General features: G+C 69.6%; 14 protein-coding genes and 1 pseudogene. 10 read left to right on the top strand and 5 right to left on the bottom strand.

Features of this window, described 5'->3' with window-relative positions:
• The 3 genes and pseudogenes from A5692_RS28965 to A5692_RS08745 all read left to right on the top strand — a co-directional run.
• A pseudogene (locus A5692_RS28965) lies at window positions 1–177 on the top strand (formate-dependent phosphoribosylglycinamide formyltransferase); the annotation flags it as partial.
• Between the two features lie 40 nt (window positions 178–217).
• The gene (locus A5692_RS08750) at window positions 218–652 is read left to right on the top strand and encodes a rhodanese-like domain-containing protein (protein WP_068054671.1); all 435 of its coding nucleotides are present in this window, start codon (window positions 218–220) and stop codon (window positions 650–652) included.
• Window positions 649–1,875 carry an O-succinylhomoserine sulfhydrylase gene (locus A5692_RS08745; protein WP_068054667.1) on the top strand — a complete coding sequence of 409 codons (1,227 nt, stop codon included), beginning with the start codon at window positions 649–651 and terminating at the stop codon, window positions 1,873–1,875. The genes A5692_RS08750 and A5692_RS08745 overlap by 4 nt, the downstream gene beginning before the upstream one ends.
• 8 nt (window positions 1,876–1,883) lie before the next feature.
• Here A5692_RS08745 and A5692_RS08740 read toward each other — a convergent pair whose 3' ends face one another.
• The 5 genes from A5692_RS08740 to A5692_RS08720 form a co-directional block, all read right to left on the bottom strand.
• Entirely contained in the window at window positions 1,884–3,263 is a 1,380-nt protein-coding gene (locus A5692_RS08740; protein WP_068054683.1) for an NAD(P)/FAD-dependent oxidoreductase, read from the bottom strand.
• Between the two features lie 619 nt (window positions 3,264–3,882).
• The gene (locus A5692_RS08735; protein WP_068054664.1) at window positions 3,883–4,503 is read right to left on the bottom strand and encodes a hypothetical protein; all 621 of its coding nucleotides are present in this window, start codon (window positions 4,501–4,503) and stop codon (window positions 3,883–3,885) included.
• Complete coding sequence (locus tag A5692_RS08730) at window positions 4,500–5,171, bottom strand: TetR/AcrR family transcriptional regulator (RefSeq protein WP_068054661.1); 672 nt, start codon at window positions 5,169–5,171, stop codon at window positions 4,500–4,502. Before A5692_RS08730 ends, A5692_RS08735 begins: the two co-directional genes overlap by 4 nt.
• 12 nt (window positions 5,172–5,183) lie before the next feature.
• Window positions 5,184–6,368 (bottom strand): acyl-CoA dehydrogenase, encoded by a 1,185-nt coding sequence (locus A5692_RS08725; RefSeq protein WP_068054659.1) that lies wholly within the window; start codon window positions 6,366–6,368, stop codon window positions 5,184–5,186.
• A 49-nt stretch (window positions 6,369–6,417) separates the two neighbouring features.
• Entirely contained in the window at window positions 6,418–7,164 is a 747-nt protein-coding gene (locus A5692_RS08720) for an SDR family NAD(P)-dependent oxidoreductase (RefSeq protein WP_068054656.1), read from the bottom strand.
• A gap of 68 nt (window positions 7,165–7,232) precedes the next feature.
• Here A5692_RS08720 and A5692_RS08715 point away from each other — a divergent pair, with 68 nt between their 5' ends.
• From A5692_RS08715 to A5692_RS08685, 7 genes are all read left to right on the top strand, one after another.
• Complete coding sequence (locus A5692_RS08715; RefSeq protein ID WP_068054653.1) at window positions 7,233–7,595, top strand: DUF3054 domain-containing protein; 363 nt, start codon at window positions 7,233–7,235, stop codon at window positions 7,593–7,595.
• A gap of 3 nt (window positions 7,596–7,598) precedes the next feature.
• A complete protein-coding gene (locus A5692_RS08710; RefSeq protein ID WP_068054650.1) occupies window positions 7,599–8,462 on the top strand; it encodes an SAM-dependent methyltransferase in 864 nt (287 codons plus the stop codon).
• 129 nt (window positions 8,463–8,591) lie between these two features.
• On the top strand, window positions 8,592–10,826 hold the full coding sequence (locus A5692_RS08705) for an MMPL family transporter (RefSeq protein ID WP_068054680.1): 2,235 nt from the start codon (window positions 8,592–8,594) through the stop codon (window positions 10,824–10,826).
• A gap of 41 nt (window positions 10,827–10,867) precedes the next feature.
• On the top strand, window positions 10,868–11,380 hold the full coding sequence (locus A5692_RS08700; RefSeq protein WP_369830280.1) for a GNAT family N-acetyltransferase: 513 nt from the start codon (window positions 10,868–10,870) through the stop codon (window positions 11,378–11,380).
• A 249-nt stretch (window positions 11,381–11,629) separates the two neighbouring features.
• Window positions 11,630–12,673 carry an ABC transporter permease gene (locus tag A5692_RS08695; protein WP_068054674.1) on the top strand — a complete coding sequence of 348 codons (1,044 nt, stop codon included), beginning with the start codon at window positions 11,630–11,632 and terminating at the stop codon, window positions 12,671–12,673.
• Window positions 12,674–12,675: 2 nt separating this feature from the next.
• On the top strand, window positions 12,676–13,752 hold the full coding sequence (locus A5692_RS08690) for an ATP-binding cassette domain-containing protein (protein ID WP_082962484.1): 1,077 nt from the start codon (window positions 12,676–12,678) through the stop codon (window positions 13,750–13,752).
• Window positions 13,753–13,762: 10 nt separating this feature from the next.
• A partial coding sequence (locus A5692_RS08685) for an AMP-binding protein (RefSeq protein ID WP_304528606.1) occupies window positions 13,763–16,357 on the top strand: 2,595 nt, incomplete at its 3' end.

The raw sequence follows: 16,357 nt of genomic DNA, 5'->3' as shown, positions 1-16,357 counted from the left end.
CAGCGCGCCGACGCGTCGGCCGCCGCGCTGGGCCGGGCGCTGAGCGTGCCCGAGAGCGACCTGCGCGTCGTCGGGCGGGGGTTCCAGGCGTTGGCGACGGCGCCGGAGGTGGCGGCGGCGCGCGACCGCGCCCGCGAGGTGGCCAGCCGGCTGGCCGCGCGCAACCCCGCGCACTGAGTTATCCCCCGGTGCGGTGACCTCGTTACGATTCGGGGTCATGAGCACAGAGCACCCGGGCTCCTACGCCGGAGACATCACGCCCCAGCAGGCATGGCAGCTGCTCAGCGGCAACCCCGATGCGGTGCTGGTCGACGTGCGCACCGACGCCGAATGGCGGTTCGTCGGCGTGCCCGACCTGTCCAGCCTGGGCCGCGAGGTGGTGTTCATCGAGTGGAACACCTCCGACGGCAGGTTCAACGCCAACTTCACCGACGAGCTGCGCGATCGCGTGCCCGACGCCGAGGCGGAGCGGCCGGTGGTCTTCCTGTGCCGCTCGGGCAACCGGTCGATCGGCGCGGCCGAGGCCGCCACCCGGGCGGGCATCACCCCGGCCTACAACGTGCTGGACGGGTTCGAAGGACACGTGAACGCGGCGGGGCAGCGTGGCGAATCGGGCTGGCGCGCCATCGGATTGCCCTGGAAACAGCTGTGAGCTCCCCGCCGGGGGACTCCGTCCGCACACCCAAAGCGCTGCCCGACGGCGTCAGCCCGGCAACCATCGGCGTGCGCGGCGGGCTGCTGCGCTCGGGGTTCGACGAGACAGCCGAGGCGATGTTCTTGACGTCCGGCTATGTCTACTCCTCGGCGGCCGTCGCGGAGAAGTCGTTCACCGGCGAGCTGGACCACTTCGTGTACTCGCGGTACGGGAATCCGACCGTGTCGATGTTCGAGGAGCGATTGCGCCTCATCGAGGGCGCGCCCGCGGCGTTCGCCACCGCGAGCGGCATGGCGGCGGTGTTCACTTCGCTGGGCGCGCTACTGGCCGCCGGGGACCGGCTGGTCGCCTCGCGCAGCCTGTTCGGGTCGTGTTACGTGGTGTGCAACGAGATCCTGCCGCGCTGGGGTGTCCAGACCGTCTTCGTCGACGGCGACGACCCGGCGCAGTGGGAGGAGGCGCTGTCGGTACCCACCCAGGCCGTGTTCTTCGAGACGCCGTCGAACCCGATGCAGTCGCTGGTGGACATCGCCGCGGTGGTCGAGCTCGCGCACGCCGCGGGGGCAAAGGTGGTGCTGGACAACGTCTTCGCCACGCCGCTGCTGCAGCAGGGTATCCCGCTCGGCGTCGACGTGGTGGTGTACTCGGGCACTAAGCACATCGACGGCCAGGGCCGGGTGCTCGGCGGCGCCATCCTCGGCGACAAGGAGTACATCGACGGCCCGGTGCAGAAGCTGATGCGGCACACCGGACCGGCGCTGAGCGCGTTCAACGCCTGGGTGTTGGTGAAAGGCCTTGAGACGCTGGCCGTCCGGGTCCAGTACAGCAATTCCTCGGCGCACCGGATCGCGGAATTCCTGCAGACCCATCCGGCGGTGAGCTGGGTGCGCTATCCGTACCTGCCGTCGCACCCGCAATACGACCTGGCCAAGCGCCAGATGTCCGGCGGCGGGACGGTGATCACCTTCGCGCTCGACTGCCCGGAAAGCGCCGCCAAACAACGGGCCTTCGAGGTGCTGGACAAGCTGCGGCTGATCGACATCTCCAACAATCTGGGTGACGCCAAATCCCTTGTCACACATCCCGCCACCACCACCCACCGTGCGATGGGCCCGGAGGGCCGCGCCGCGATCGGCCTCGGGGACAACGTGGTCCGGATCTCCGTGGGGCTCGAGGGCACCGACGACCTGATCGCCGACATCGACCAGGCCCTGAGCTAGTTCAAGAGCTAACCGGCCTGCTTCTCGGCCGCCTCGATGCGCTCGGCCGCCGCCAGCGTGCCCTCCTGCGCCTGCCGCTCCACCCAGTCCACCACCGGCCGCGCGTACATCATCTGGCTGGTGATCGCCATCTGGCCGCGGGTGCGCCCCAAAAAGGAGATGCCCCAGGAGAACATGGCGGCTAGGCGGTTACGGAAGCCGACCAGGTACAACAGGTGCAGCAGCAGCCACGCCAACCAGGCGATGAAGCCGCCGAACTCCAGCTTGCCGATCTTGGCGACGGCGCTGTACCGCGAGATGAGGGCCATGCTGCCCTTGTCGAAGTAGTTGAACGGCTTGCGGTTGGCCGGATCGTCGGTGCCCTTCACCGCGTGCTTGATCAGCGTGGTGACGTAGTGCGCCCCTTGGATCGCGCCCTGGGCCATCCCCGGGACGCCGGGCACGGACATCAGGTCGCCGACGACGAACACGTAGGGGTGGCCCTTGACGCTGAGGTCGGGCTCGACGATCACGCGTCCGGCCCGGTCGGTCTCGGTGCCGTCGGACTGCTCGGCGACCATCTTGCCCAGACCGCTGGCCTGCACGCCGGCCGCCCAGACCTTGCACGCGCACTCGATGCGCCGCTCGGTGCCGTCCTTCTCCTTGACCGTGATGCCCATGTAGTCCACCGCGGTCACCATCGCGTTGAGCTGGATCTCGACGCCCATCTTCTCGAGCCGGCGTTGCGCCTTGAGGCCCAGGTTCTCGCCCATCGGCGGCAACACCGCCGGCGCCGCGTCGAGCAGGATGACCCGGCATTCGCTGGGCGTGATGGTCCGGAACGCCCCGGCCAGGGTGCGCTCGGCGAGCTGGACGATCTCGCCGGCCAGCTCGACGCCCGTCGGCCCGGCGCCCACGACGACGAACGTCAGCCGGCGCCGCCGTTCCTCGGGGTCGGTGGCCACCTCGGCGGCCTCGAACGCGCCGAGGATGCGGGCCCGCAGCTCGAGGGCGTCGTCGATGCTCTTCATGCCGGGCGCGAAGGCGGCGTACTCGTCGTTGCCGAAGTAGGACTGCTGGGCGCCGGCGGCCAGGATGAGGCTGTCGAACGGCGTGACCGTCTGCATGCCCATCAGGTGCGACGTGACGGTCTTGGCGGTCAGGTCGATCCCGCTGACTTCGCCCCACAGCACCCGGACGTTCTTCTGCCGACGCAGGATCAGCCGGGTGGTCGGGGCGATGTCGCCTTCGGACAGGATGCCGGTGGCGACCTGGTACAACAAGGGCTGGAACAGGTGAGTCGTGGTCTTCGAGACCAGGGTGACGTCGACGTCGGCGCGTTTGAGCGCCTTCGCGGCGTTCAGACCACCGAACCCGCTTCCGATGATGACGACGCGATGACGAGACATGCTCACCCCTTATTGGCCGTGTCGTTCTGGACGCAGAATGTACGTCCACCGTACGACTTCGACCGGGCGAACGTCACGGCGCGGCCCGAACCGGCGAGAGCGCCCACAGAACCGGCTGTGCCACTGGACAATCCGGCGCCAACTGCGGGCAAACGAATTGGGCCGCGCGAATGAAGCGCGACCCAATTCGTCACCTTGCCGCTATTGGCAGGTCAAGGACGGACCGCAATCAATCGTTATCGGCGTCGTACAACCCGAGGCCGCGCAGACGGTAAAGCCGAGCATCGCTGCGAGAATGATTTTTCCGGTCAATCGTGACACAACACCACCCCGTTCCTGGAGGACAATTCGCTGGTTACTGATTGCCCGATGGCGGAAGTCTACGTTGTGATGGCAGTTCCGCGAACGGATTTCGAAAAATGGACGCGTGGACTCTTCGGTGCGACTGCCGCGGGCGCGCCGAATCAATTGAATTCAATGCGCCCGAACAACCGACCGCATTGCTTGTGGCCATCCGCGAGATTCTTCGATGATGAACCCGCCCTTGGCGGCACGGAACGGCAGCAGTGCGGGACGACAGGCCAATTTGTCACGCGCGCACTATCTTTCGCACCGCCCGCTAGAACGGCCACCCGTTGGAGTTGTCCTTGAACTTGCCGTTGACGGCGGTGCAGAAGTCGTCGGCGGTGCCGGCCAGCAGGACGTAGTAAGTCTCGCCGCGGCGGCTCTCGTAGGTGTTGGGGGTGCTCCAACCGCTGTTGCAGAGCGAACTCTGGGTGCCGGCCGTGGCTCGGCGCCAGTTGGTCTTGGCGCAGCCCACCAGCCCGTCGATGTTGGGTGTCGCGCTCTTGGCGGCGACCACCATCGCGCCTCCCCATTGCCCGTCGCTGCGCCGATAGGCGCGCGCCCCGAACCCGGCATTGTTGGGCTGGCAGGCCAGCGCCCGGCGCATGAGCGAGAAGGGCGCGGCCAGTTGCTGATTGGCGCTGCCGGCGGCGGCCGTGATGAATTGGGCCGCATCCGAGCCGTCGACCTCCTGCACATTGGGGGTGCCGAAGCTGAACAGTTGCGCCGCGATGCCGGCGTTGCTGCCGCCGCCGATGATCGGTCCGCCGCCGGTCGACGTCATCGGGGGCAGCGCGGCGGTGGGGTCGGCGCCGGCCGGCGGGACGCCGGCAGCCGCGGTGCCCAGGGTCAGCGCCAGCGTCGCGGCCAGGCGGCGAAGCGCGGTGCCTGTCATGCCTCCCATTCCAGCACGTGCGCGTAGTCGGCGCGACGGTTCTCGCGCACCAGGGCGTCGAGCACGTGGCGGGTCTGCAGCCGGATGTACTGCTCGCGGGTGTAGACCGGCCCGAAATGCCAATGCTTGAGCGCCCAGCCGTGGGCGAGCAGCATGATGTCGACCACGGTGAGGTCGACGTCGACATCGCGGAAGACGCCCTGGCCGATCCCCGTCTCGATCACCGCGCGCAGCGGCGCGGCGCTGGCGATTTCGAGTTCCTTGATCCGCGCCCGGTCGGCCGGCGCCAGTGTGCGACTCTCCCGGTAGGTCAGCACCACCCCGTCGAGGTTCTCGTCCACGATCTGGATGTAGCGGCGGATGCCGGCGGCCAGTCGGTCCACCACGTCGTCGCCGGCGGCGGCCATCACCGGCGCCAGTTGGTCGCGGAACACGTCGAGGATCCGCACGATCGTGGCGAGTAGCAGCTCCTCCTTGCCGCCGAAGTAGGTGTAGATGAGGCCGACGCTGACCTTGGCCTCGGCGGCCAGGTGCTGCATGGACGTCTGGTGGAAGCCGTGGGTTCCCATCACCTTGACCGCGGCGTCGAGCAGCTGGCGTCGGCGCGCGGTGGTCCGGGCCGCGCGGACGGCCTCCTGCACCGGGAGCTCGCCGTAATCGAGGGCCATATTTTCCCGCTTTTACCGGAAGGCGTCGCTGCCGGTGAACGCCTGGCCGAGGACCAGCTGGTGCATCTCGGGCGTGCCCTCGTAGGTGAGCACCGACTCCAGGTTGACCATGTGCCTGATCACCGGATACTCGAGCGATATCCCGTTGCCGCCCAAGATCGTTCGCGCGGTCCGGCAGATCTTGATGGCCTCGCGGGTGTTGTTCAGCTTGCCGAAGCTGACCTGCTCGTGCCGCAGCCCGACGCTGTCCTTGAGGCGGCCGAGGTGCAGCGAAAGCAGTTGACCCTTGTGCAGTTCCACCGCCATGTCGACGAGCTTGGCCTGGGTCAGCTGGAATCCGGCGATCGGGCGCCCGAATTGCGTGCGCTGCGTGGCGTAGTCGAGGGCGGCCTGCCAGGCCGACCGCGCCGCGCCCATCGAACCCCAGATGATCCCGTAGCGCGCCTCGGACAAACACGACAGCGGTCCCCGCAGGCCTTTGGCCTCCGGCAGCATCGCGTCGGCCGGCAGCCGCACGCCGTCGAGCACCAACTCGCTGGTGATCGAGGCTCGCAGCGACAGCTTGTGGTGAATGGTGTTGGCGGAGAAGCCCGGCGTCTTGGTGGGGACGATGAAACCGCGAACCCCGTCGTCGGTGGTGGCCCACACGACCGCGACGTCGGCGACCGAGCCGTTGGTGATCCACAGTTTGCGGCCGTCCAGCACCCAGTCCGAACCGTCGCGCCGCGCACGGGTTTTCATCGCGGCCGGGTCGGACCCCACGTCGGGTTCGGTCAGCCCGAAGCAGCCCAGCAGCTCGCCCGACGCCATCGCGGGCAGCCACTCCTGTTTCTGTTCCTCGGACCCGAAATTCCAGATCGCGAACATCGCCAGCGAACCCTGCACCGAGACCATCGACCGCAGGCCGGAGTCGGCGGCCTCCAGCTCCACGCAGGCCAGGCCGTAGTGCACCGCGGAGGCCCCGCCGCAGCCGTAGCCCTCCAGGTGCATGCCCAGCAGCCCGAGCTGGCCGAAGCCCTTGGCGAGTTCGCGGACCGGCAGGTCGCCGATCTCGAACCACTCCGCGATGCGCGGGGCGACGTGCTCGGCGCAGAACCTCCGTACGGTGTCCCGCAGCGCGAGCTCGTCGTCGGACAGCGAGGCGTCCAGGCCCAGCGGGTCGTACCGGTCGAAGGCGGGAGGTTTCTGGGTGCTCATGGGTCTCAGCCTGCCACTGACCGGCCCTCAACCGGCCCTCAACCGGCCCTCAACCGGCCATCGTCAGGCCGCCGCTGACGCTGATCACCTGTCCGGTGATGAACGACGCGGCGGGCGAGGCGAAGAACAGCACGGGCGCGGCGACCTCCTCGGGCCGGGCCAGCCGGCGAAACGGGATGGCTTTGACCAGCGCCTCTTTCAGCTTCTCGGATTGGGCGTGAAACAGCGGCGTGTCCGTCGGGCCCGGGCACACGCAGTTGACCGTGATCCGGTGGCGGGCCATCTCCCGGGCCAGCGACTTGGTCAGCGCGATCACCCCGCCCTTGGCGCCCGCGTAGATGGATTCCCCGGCGCTGCCGACGCGGCCCGCATCGCTGGCGACGTTGACCACGCGCCCGCCGCCGTGGGTGTCGATCATCCCCGGCAGGAACGCGGCGCAGACGTGCACCGGCCCCAGGTAGTTGATCGCGACCACCTTGGCCGCGAATTCCGGTGTGGCGTTGAGGAATTGGTCGGTGCGGTCCCAGCCGGCGGCGTTGACCACGATGTCGGGGACGCCGGCTTCGGCGTGGGTGGCGTCGCGCAGGGCGTCGACCCGGGCCGGGTCGGCGACATCGACCGGCAGCGCGGTGACCAGGTCGGGGTGCTGCTCGGCGGTGGCCGCCGCGGCGGCCTCGTCCAGGTCGGCGGCGATCACCCGGTCGCCCTGTGCGGCGAACGCCAGCGCTATCGCCCTGCCGATGCCCGAGCCGGCGCCGGTCACGAGCGCCAGGCGGCCTGGTGAATGCGCGTTCATTGCGGACGAACATAGGTTCATCGCGGTGGCGGGGTCAAGGACGGCTCCCGCCCCGGTACTCTCGCGACATGCGACGGCTGGTGTGGTTGGGCCTGGACGTCATCGGTGTGGTGGTCTTCTGCGCCGTCGGCCGTCGCAGTCACGACGAAGGACTCAACATCACCGGCGTCGCCACCACCGCCTGGCCGTTTCTCACCGGCACCGTCGTCGGGTGGCTGGCATCCCGCGCCTGGCGGCGCCCCACGGCGGTGGTGCCGACCGGGGTGGTGGTCTGGCTGTGCACCGTCGTGGTCGGCATGGTGTTGCGCAAGGCCACTTCCGCGGGTGTGGCGGCCAGTTTCGTGGTGGTCGCGGCCTCGGTCACCGCGTTGTTGCTGCTCGGCTGGCGAGCGATCGCCGGGCTGACCCTGCGGCGCCGGTCCGGCGTCTGACCCATGGCGGCGACGGTGGGGGTGGCGGTGACCGCGGCATTCGGCGCGGCCGCCCGGGCCGTCGCCACCAACAAGGGCCTGCTGAGCGATCCCTTCGCCGAACCGCTGTTGCGCGCCGCCGGCGTCGACCGCCTCGTGCGGGTGATCGACGACGACCGGTTCGCCGCGGACGACACCGCCGGGCCGCGGTTCCTGGACATCTGCGCGGCCTGGTGCCGGTCCGTCGACGAGTTCGCCGCCGAAGCCGGGAGGGCGGGCCTGCGCCAGGTGGTGATCCTGGCGGCGGGGCTGGATACCCGGGCCTACCGGCTGTGGTGGCCGCCCGGAACGACCATCTACGAGATCGACCGGCCCGAGGCGCTCGACTTCAAGTCCGGGGTGCTGCGGGGGCTGGGCGCCGAACTGACCGCGAGCCGGCGCGCCGTCGGCGTCGACCTGCATCGGGATTGGCCCGCCGCGCTGCTGCGGGTCGGTTTCGACGCCACCGCGCCCGCGGTGTGGATCGCCGAGCAGTTGCTGATCGGCTACCTGACGCCCGGTGTGCAGGACCGGGTGCTGCAGGGCGTCACCACGATGAGCGCCGCCGGCAGCCGGTTGGCCGCCGACCACATGCCGACGTGGACGCCCTTGCAGCTGGAGGCGGAGCGGTCGTTCGTCGAGGGGTGGCGCCGCCGCGGGCTGGACGTCGACCTGGCCAGCCTGACCCACGCGGGGCAGTACCACTACGTCCCCGACTATCTGGCCGCCCGCGGCTGGGAGACGGTGCGGCGCAACGACACCGGCCTGCCGGGCGGCGTGGGGCTGCCGGCCCGGCGGAGCGGCGGCACCGAGTTCGTCCCGGAATACCTCACCGCGACGCGTACCTAGCCGCGGCGCCGTCTCCGTTAAGTTGGTTAACGGTTAATTAACTTAAATTCGTTGCCCGGATCGGTGAACCCCGTGCGGCCTAACGTCGTAACACGCTTTGTGAGCCGCGACGAGAAAGGGTCCGAGCCCATGCTGACGCGACTGGCCCTGATCGCCATCTCCGCCCCGCGACGGGTGATCGCGGGCGCGATCCTCGTCGCCGTCCTGGCCGCCGTCTTCGGTATCCCGGCCGCGGCGACCCTGCCCGGCGGTGGATTCCTCGACCAGACGGCCGAATCCGCGCGCGCGGCGGCCATCCTGGGGGAGAAGTTCGGCCAGGGCGACATGGAGATGACGCTGCTGGTGAGCTCACCGGGGGGCGTCAACGAAGGTCCCGCCCGGATGGTGGGCGAGGACATCGTCCAGCAGTTGGCCCGCTCCCCGTTCGTCGCCCAGGTGGCATCCCCCTGGAATGCATCGCGGCCCGGGTTGATCAGCGCCGACGGCAGGTCCGCACTGATCGTGGCGGCGCTCAACGGCGGGGAAACCGGCGCGCCGAAGCACGCCCGGGAGCTGGCCGACCGGCTGGCGCGCGACCGCGACGGCGTGACCGTGCAGGCCGGCGGAATGGCCGTGATCTACGAAGAACTCAACCGGCAGACCGAAAATGACTTGTTGCGAATGGAATTCGTGGCCATACCGTTGAGTTTCGCTGCGCTGTTATGGGTATTCGGCGGGTTGCTCGCCGCGGCGCTGCCGATCCTGGTCGGCGGCTTCGCAATCCTGGGCGCGCTCGCGGTGTTACGCGCGGTGGCCGTGGTCGCGGACGTATCGATCTTCGCCGTGAACGTCGCGGTGGCGCTGGCCTTGGCGTTGGGCATCGACTACACCCTGCTGATCATCAGTCGCTACCGCGACGAGCTGGCCGAGGGGCGGGCGCGAAACGAAGCCCTCGCGCGCACCATGGCGACGGCCGGGCGCACGGTGCTGTTCTCCGCCATGACGGTGGCCCTCGCGCTTTCAGCGCTGGTGGTCTTCCCCATGTACTTCCTGCGGTCCTTCGCCTACGCGGGCGTCGCGGTGGTGGCGTTCGCGGCGTTGGCCGCGATGGTGATCGCGCCCGCGGTGATCGTCGTGTTGGGGGACCGGCTCGACGCGCTCAATGTCTGGGACTTGGGGCGCAGGCTGTTTCGGCGCCCGCCGCCGCCCCCGGTCGCGATCGAACAGACCTTCTGGTACCGCACGGCCACGCTCGCCATGCGGCACGCGCTGCCGGTCGGCCTGGCGATCATCGCCCTCCTGCTGGCTCTGGGCGCGCCGTTCCTCGGCATCAAATGGGGTTATCCCGACGATCGGGTGCTGCCGGCGTCATCGTCGGCGCGCGCCGTCAGCGACCGGATCCGGCAAGACTTCGGTGCCGATGCCGCGACCACGGTGCGGGTCGTCATCGCGCGCACCGAGGGCCTGACGACGGGCGAGCTCGAAGAATATGCCGCGCGGCTGTCGCGGGTTCCCGACGTGTCGGCGGTGTCCTCGCCGACGGCCACCTTCGTCGCCGGCGAACGCAAGGGGCCGCCGTCCGCGCCGGCCGGCCTGGCGGCCGGGAGCGCCTACCTGACGGTGGCCAGCGGTGCGCCGCTGTATTCCGCGGCCTCCGACACCCAGCTGGACGGCTTGCACGCGATTGCGTTGCCCGGGGACCGGCGGGCCGAGATGACCGGCATGGCCCAGATGAATCGGGACTCGGTGCAGGCGATCACGTCGCGATTGCCATTGCTGTTCGGCTTCGTCGCGTGCGTCACGCTGGTGCTGCTCTTCGCCCTCACCGGCAGCGTGGTGCTGCCCGTCAAAGCGGTGCTGCTCAACATGCTGTCGTTGACGACGGGGTTCGGCGCTTTGGTGTGGATCTTCCAGGACGGGCATCTGGGGGCGTTGGGCACCACCCCGACCGGCACGCTGGTCGCCAACATTCCGGTGCTGATGTTCTGCATCGCATTCGGATTGTCCATGGACTACGAGGTTTTCCTGCTGGCCCGCATCCGGGAGTACTGGCTGGAGTCACCGCGCACACGTTCCGACAACGACGAGAGCATCGCGCTGGGCGTCGCCCGGACGGGCCGGATCATCACGGCGGCAGCGCTGTTGATGTCGATCTCGTTCGCGGCGCTGACGTCGGCGGACGTCTCGTTCATGCGGATGTTCGGGGTGGGCCTGACCCTTGCGGTCCTGGTGGACGCGACGCTGGTGCGAGTGCTGCTCGTCCCGGCCTTCATGCACGTGTTCGGTCGCCTGAACTGGTGGGCGCCCGCACCGCTTGCCCGGCTCCGCCGGCGAGCGGACGCCCGGCTGCCGGACGCGCCGCGCGCGGCCGACCCGGTCGGGTGAGCCGGTGGAATGTGTCGCGGTCGCAGGCGTTGGATGGGTACGTGGTGCACCCGTCAACCGCGCCGGCCGCGGATCGCGAGCTGCGGTTCGTGTCGGCCACCCACGATGATCCGCTGGCGCAGCCGCTGCTGGCCGAGCTGGCCGATGAGTACGCGCAGCGCTACGGGGGCACGCCGATCAGCAGGCCGCCGTCCGGCGCCGCCAACTCGGTCGCGGGCACGGGCAGCCAGGACAGGTGCGTGCTCGACGGAGTGCCCGTCACCGGGGGCGCGTTCCGGCGCTACGACGCCGAGACCGCCGAGCTCAAGCGGATCTGGACCGACCGCACCCAGCGGCGCCGCGGTTACGCCCGGGCCCTGCTGGCGGCGCTCGAGGCCGAGGCGGCCGCGCGCGGGTACCGGCGGCTCTACCTGATCACCGGGAACCGGCAACCCGAGGCCGAGGCGCTGTACGACGCGACCGGCTACGTCCGGGTGCCCGCCGACCCGTTGCCGTCCTGGGGGCCGTTCGTCCCGATCGCGTTCGAGAAGTGGCTGGTTGCCGACCCTCGGTGACTTCGCCGCGCCCACAGCGGTTTTGGTAGCACCGGAGTGGTGGCCGCTGCGGCCGGTGTGACGACAGTCACGGGCCGACGCCGGTGAAAATGGCCCGCAACCTGCGCGATCGGGGCATAAGTCACGCCCGATCAAGGCCCTTCGGCTCTACGTGATTCCCGCGGATCTCGGGATTCTGGCTAGGTAAGCCAGATCGGAGGTCGATCCGTGCCGCATGTCGGGGCCCTGCAACGGCGGGCACGCACGCCCATGCTCATCACCGCGATACGCGACATCCAGTGGCGTCAGCGACGCTTCATCATCGCGGTCGTCGGCACCGGAATGGTATTCGCGATGACCCTCATCCTCACCGGACTGACGCTGGGTTTCCGGGTCGAGGCCAAGCGGGTGGTCGACTCGATGGGCATCGACACCTACCTGATCCAGACGGGCGCGGTGGGCCCGTTCCTCGGGTCGACCAGGTTCCCGGAGGCCGAAGCGCAGAGGGTCGCCCGGCTCCCGGGGGTGGAATCGGCGATCCCCGTCGTTTACGGCAACACGATCATGCAAGATCGACGCTCACCGGAAAACCTGAACGTCTACGGTGTGCCTGAACAGGCGATGCCGCGGATCGCGACGGGGCGGCCACCGTCGAATCCCGGCGAGGCCGTCGTCTCGGACACGCTGGGCCGCTCGATCGGCGACGACATCGAGGTGGGCCCGCAGCGGCTGAAGATCGTGGGGCTGGTCGACAAATCCACCACGCTCGCGGGTCAACCCAACGCGTTTTTGACCGTGGCGGGAGCCCAGCGGTTGATGTTTTCCGGGCAGCCGGTGATCTCCGCGATCGGCCTGCGCGGCAAGCTCAAGCAGATACCGGACGGCTACCGCCTCGTCGATCGCCGCGCGGCGGTCGACGACATGGTGCGCCCGCTGCACGGCGCCCGCCTGGCGATGTCGTACTTGGCGATTCTGCTGTGGGCGGTGGCGGCGCAGATCGTCGGATCGTTGATCTATCTGTCCGCGTCGGAGCGGACCCGCGACTTCGCGGTGTTCAAAGCCGTCGGTGTGGCCACGCACTCGGTGCTGGCCGGGCTCGTCCTGCAGGCGGTGCTCGTCGCGTCGGTCGCGGCGATGCTCGGCGGCCTGCTGGCCGTGTTGATCGGCCCGCTGTTCCCGATGCTCGTCGCGGTGACCGCCTCGACGTTCCTGTCGCTGATGGGGACCGCGGTGGTCATCGGATTGCTGGCGAGCCTGGCGGGACTGCGGCGCGCGGTGGCGATCGACCCGGTGCTGGCGTTCGGGGGGTCCTAGTCGTGGGGGATCTGCGCATCAAAGACCTTGTCGTCGAGTACTCCGTCGGCGGGGAGGCGCTGCGCGTCATCGACGGTCTGGACCTGCAGGTGGAGGCTGGGTCGCTGGTGATCTTGTTGGGCCCGAGCGGATGTGGCAAGACGACGCTGCTGTCGTGTATCGGCGGCATCCTCAGCCCCACCGGCGGGAGCATCCAGGTCGGTGACGTCGACGTCACCACGCTCGACCGCCGCAGGCTGACCACCTACCGGCGCCACACCGTCGGCTTCGTCTTCCAATCGTTCAACCTGGTACCCAGCCTCACCGCACTCGAGAACGTGGCGGTGCCGTTGTGGGCGGCCGGGTGGTCGCGGCGGGCGGCGCGTGAGCGCGCCGAGGCACTGTTGACCGAATTCGGGTTGCAGGACCGCATGACGCATCGGCCGGGTGACCTCAGCGGCGGTCAGCGGGAACGGGTGGCGGTGGCCCGCGCCATCGCGTTGGACCCGCCGCTGATCCTGGCCGACGAGCCCACGGCGCACCTGGACCAGGCGCAGGTGCAGGCGGTGCTGCGCCTGCTCCGGGAGTTGGCCAGCGGCGAACGCATCGTCGTGGTCGCCACCCACGACACGCGGATCCTGCCGTTTGCCGATCAGGTGGTCAGATTGCTGCCGGATGCGGCCGCGGTCGAAGGCGAGCCCGAAACCGTCAGCCTGGCAAAGGGTTCGGTCTTGTTCGAGCAGGGCAGCATGGGAGACTTGATCTACGTCGTCGCCGACGGCGAGCTGGAAGTCGTGCGCGAATCGGCGGACGGCACCGAGGAATTGGTCAAAGTCGTCACGCCGGGCGAGTACGTGGGCGAGCTCGCGCCGTTGTTCCGGATGGCCCGCTCGGCGACCGTGCGGGCGCGCACCGACGCGAGCGTCGCCGGCTACACGGTGGAGGCGTTCCGCGGGCTGCTCGAGAGCCGCACCGACGGCCGGGTCACCGAGGAGCCCGAAGGGGTTGCGCAACAACAGAAGACGGATGATCAGCACCCGCCCGACGGGGCGATGCTGGTGGCCGGGGTCGGCGAAGAATCGCCCACCCGAGCGCGATAGGGGGAGCAAGTTGAGCACCGCAGACCGGAACCGGCCCGAGGGCGTGGAAGACTACGCGCCGCTTACCGCACCGACGCTGGTCGAGCAGCTGCAGCAGCGCGCCATCCCTTACGCGGGCAAGGTGGCGTTCGCCTTCTCCCGAGACGGCGAGGAAGCCGACCTCAGCCGGCTCACCTATGACGAACTGGACGCCCGCGCGCGACGGATCGCGGCCGGCCTTCAGGCGCAGGGCGCCCGGGGCGAGCGGGTCCTGGTCCTGTGCCCGCCCGGCCTGGACTTCATTGCCGGCTTGTTCGGTTGCCTCTACGCCGGGGCGATCGCGGTCCCGGTGCATCCGCCGGTGCGCGATCACCTGGTCGCGCGCGTCGAGTCGATCATCGCCGACGCGCGGCCGGAGTTCGCGCTGTCGAACACCGAAATGCAGGCGAGAATCAAGGCCAGGGTGGACGGCCTGGCCAAGGGACGGCCACTGCGGTGGTCCGTCACCGACACCGCCGGCGACGGGGCGCGGTGGCTACCACCGGACGTCGACGCCGAAACGGTCGCCATGGTGCAGTACACCTCGGGGTCCACGGCGTTGCCGAAAGGTGTTGTGCTGTCGCACGGCAACCTGGTGCACAACCTGGAAGCCATCCGCCAGGCGTGGAAGTCGGGATTCGGCGGGGCCGCAACCGGTGTGTTCTGGCTGCCGCCCTACCACGACATGGGCCTCATCGGCGGTCTCCTCGAGACGCTGTACGTCGGGGGTACGTCCTTCCTGATGCCACCGAGCGCGTTCATCAAGCGCCCGATGCGGTGGCTGGAGGCGATGTCCCGGCATCGCGCCACGATCACCGCCGCACCCAACTTCGCCTACGACATGTGCGTCGAACTCAGCACGCCCGAGCAGCGCGCGGCACTCGACCTGTCCAACTGGTCGACCGCCATGTGCGGCGCGGAGCCGGTGCGCGACACCACACTGCGGGGTTTCGCGGACGCCTTCGCCCCCTCCGGATTTCGGCCGGCGGCGTTCTATCCGGTGTACGGCCTGGCCGAGGCGACGCTGTTGGTCTCCGGCGGCTCGGACTCCCCGGAACCGGTGATCCGACACATCGATCGCGCCGCCTTACGCGAGCGGCGGGTGGTCGACGCGGCACCGGAAAGCACAAGCGCCACAACGCTGGTCGGATGCGGCCGGCCGCAAGGGGGCCAGCAGGTGCTCATTGTCGACCCGGAAACCCGGCGGCCGTGCGGCGCCGACGAGGTCGGCGAGATCTGGATCGCCGGGCCGAGCGTCGCGCACGGGTACTGGCAGAGCCCCGAACAGACCGAAGCGGCGTTCTCGGCGTACCTGGCCGACACCGGGGCGGGCCCGTTCCTGCGCACCGGCGACCTGGGCTTCTATGGGTCGGGCGAGCTGTTCGTCACCGGGCGCCGCAAGGACCTCATCATCATCCGCGGCAGCAATCACTACCCCGAGGACATCGAGCTCACCGTCCAGGCCTGCCACCCGGCGCTGCTGCGCGGGCGGGGCGCGGTCTTCTCGGTCGCGCCCCGGCCGGATGCCCTCGAGCAACTCGTCGTCGTGCAGGAGGTGAACAACCCGGAGGCGGGCGAAGCCGAACTCAACGCCATCGTGGACACCGTCCGGGCCGCGATCACCGAACACCACGAGATCCAGGCGGACGTCGTCGTCCTGTTGAAACCGATGCGGATTCCGACCACCTCCAGTGGCAAGATCCAGCGCTCCGCCTGCCGGCAGCAGTTCCTCGACGGCCGGCTCGAGGCGGTCACCGAATGGCGCGCACCGCTGCCCGCCCACACTCCGGTCACGGCGCCGTCCGAGCATCGCGGGCGCAGCGCCGCGCAGATCGCGGACTGGTTAGCCGCCCACCTCTCCGGTGAATTCGGTGTCCCGGCAACCGATATCGACCCGTCCCGCCCGTTCGCCTACTACGGCCTGGATTCCGTCCGTGCCATCCGGCTGACCGCGGCACTGGAATCGTGGCTGGGGCGCGAGCTTTCGCCCACGCTCGCCTACGAATACCCCACGATCGAACTTCTTTCCCGGCACCTCGCCGAAGAGGCCCCCGAACACGACCGCATCGCCGCGCCCGCCGGGGACGGCGGGAACGGCGATGGCCTGCGCCCCGCCGACGAGCCCATCGCCATCATCGGCATCGGCTGCCGGTTTCCGGGGGCCGACGGGCCGGTGGGCTTCTGGCGGCTGCTGTCCGGCGGCGTGGAGGCAATCAGCGAGATACCGTCGGACCGCTGGGACGCCGACGCCTTCTACAACCCGGATCCGACCGTGCCGGGCACCTCGGTCACCCGCCGCGCCGGTTTTGTGCCCGGCATCGACGAGTTCGACTTCCAGTTCTTCGGCATCTCGCCGCGGGAATCGGCGCAGATGGACCCCCAGCAACGGCTCATCCTCGAGACCGCTTGGGAGGCTTTGGAAGACGCCGGACAGGTGCCCGAGCGGCTTGCCGGCAGCGACACCGGCGTCTTCGTCGGCATCTCCACCACCGACTATGCGAACCTGCGCGGCGGCGAGATGCAGCTCGTCGACGCCTACACCGGCACCGGTAACGCGTTGAGCATCGCCGCCAACCGGCTCTCCTAC

The organism is Mycobacterium sp. E342 (assembly GCF_001667665.1).
Taxonomy (GTDB): domain Bacteria; phylum Actinomycetota; class Actinomycetes; order Mycobacteriales; family Mycobacteriaceae; genus Mycobacterium.
The sequence above is the reverse complement of the archived record's forward strand: the minus strand, read 5'-3'. Positions and strand labels throughout refer to the sequence as shown.

Coding starts and splice junctions, on each gene's coding strand:
- A5692_RS08715 (WP_068054653.1), top strand. CDS start 7,233: ATGCGACGGCTGGTGTGGTTGGGCCTGGACGTCATCGGTGTGGTGGTC.
- A5692_RS08695 (WP_068054674.1), top strand. CDS start 11,630: ATGCTCATCACCGCGATACGCGACATCCAGTGGCGTCAGCGACGCTTC.
- A5692_RS08705 (WP_068054680.1), top strand. CDS start 8,592: ATGCTGACGCGACTGGCCCTGATCGCCATCTCCGCCCCGCGACGGGTG.
- A5692_RS08710 (WP_068054650.1), top strand. CDS start 7,599: ATGGCGGCGACGGTGGGGGTGGCGGTGACCGCGGCATTCGGCGCGGCC.
- A5692_RS08720 (WP_068054656.1), bottom strand. CDS start 7,164: ATGAACGCGCATTCACCAGGCCGCCTGGCGCTCGTGACCGGCGCCGGC.
- A5692_RS08750 (WP_068054671.1), top strand. CDS start 218: ATGAGCACAGAGCACCCGGGCTCCTACGCCGGAGACATCACGCCCCAG.
- A5692_RS08735 (WP_068054664.1), bottom strand. CDS start 4,503: ATGACAGGCACCGCGCTTCGCCGCCTGGCCGCGACGCTGGCGCTGACC.
- A5692_RS08725 (WP_068054659.1), bottom strand. CDS start 6,368: ATGAGCACCCAGAAACCTCCCGCCTTCGACCGGTACGACCCGCTGGGC.
- A5692_RS08730 (WP_068054661.1), bottom strand. CDS start 5,171: ATGGCCCTCGATTACGGCGAGCTCCCGGTGCAGGAGGCCGTCCGCGCG.
- A5692_RS08740 (WP_068054683.1), bottom strand. CDS start 3,263: ATGTCTCGTCATCGCGTCGTCATCATCGGAAGCGGGTTCGGTGGTCTG.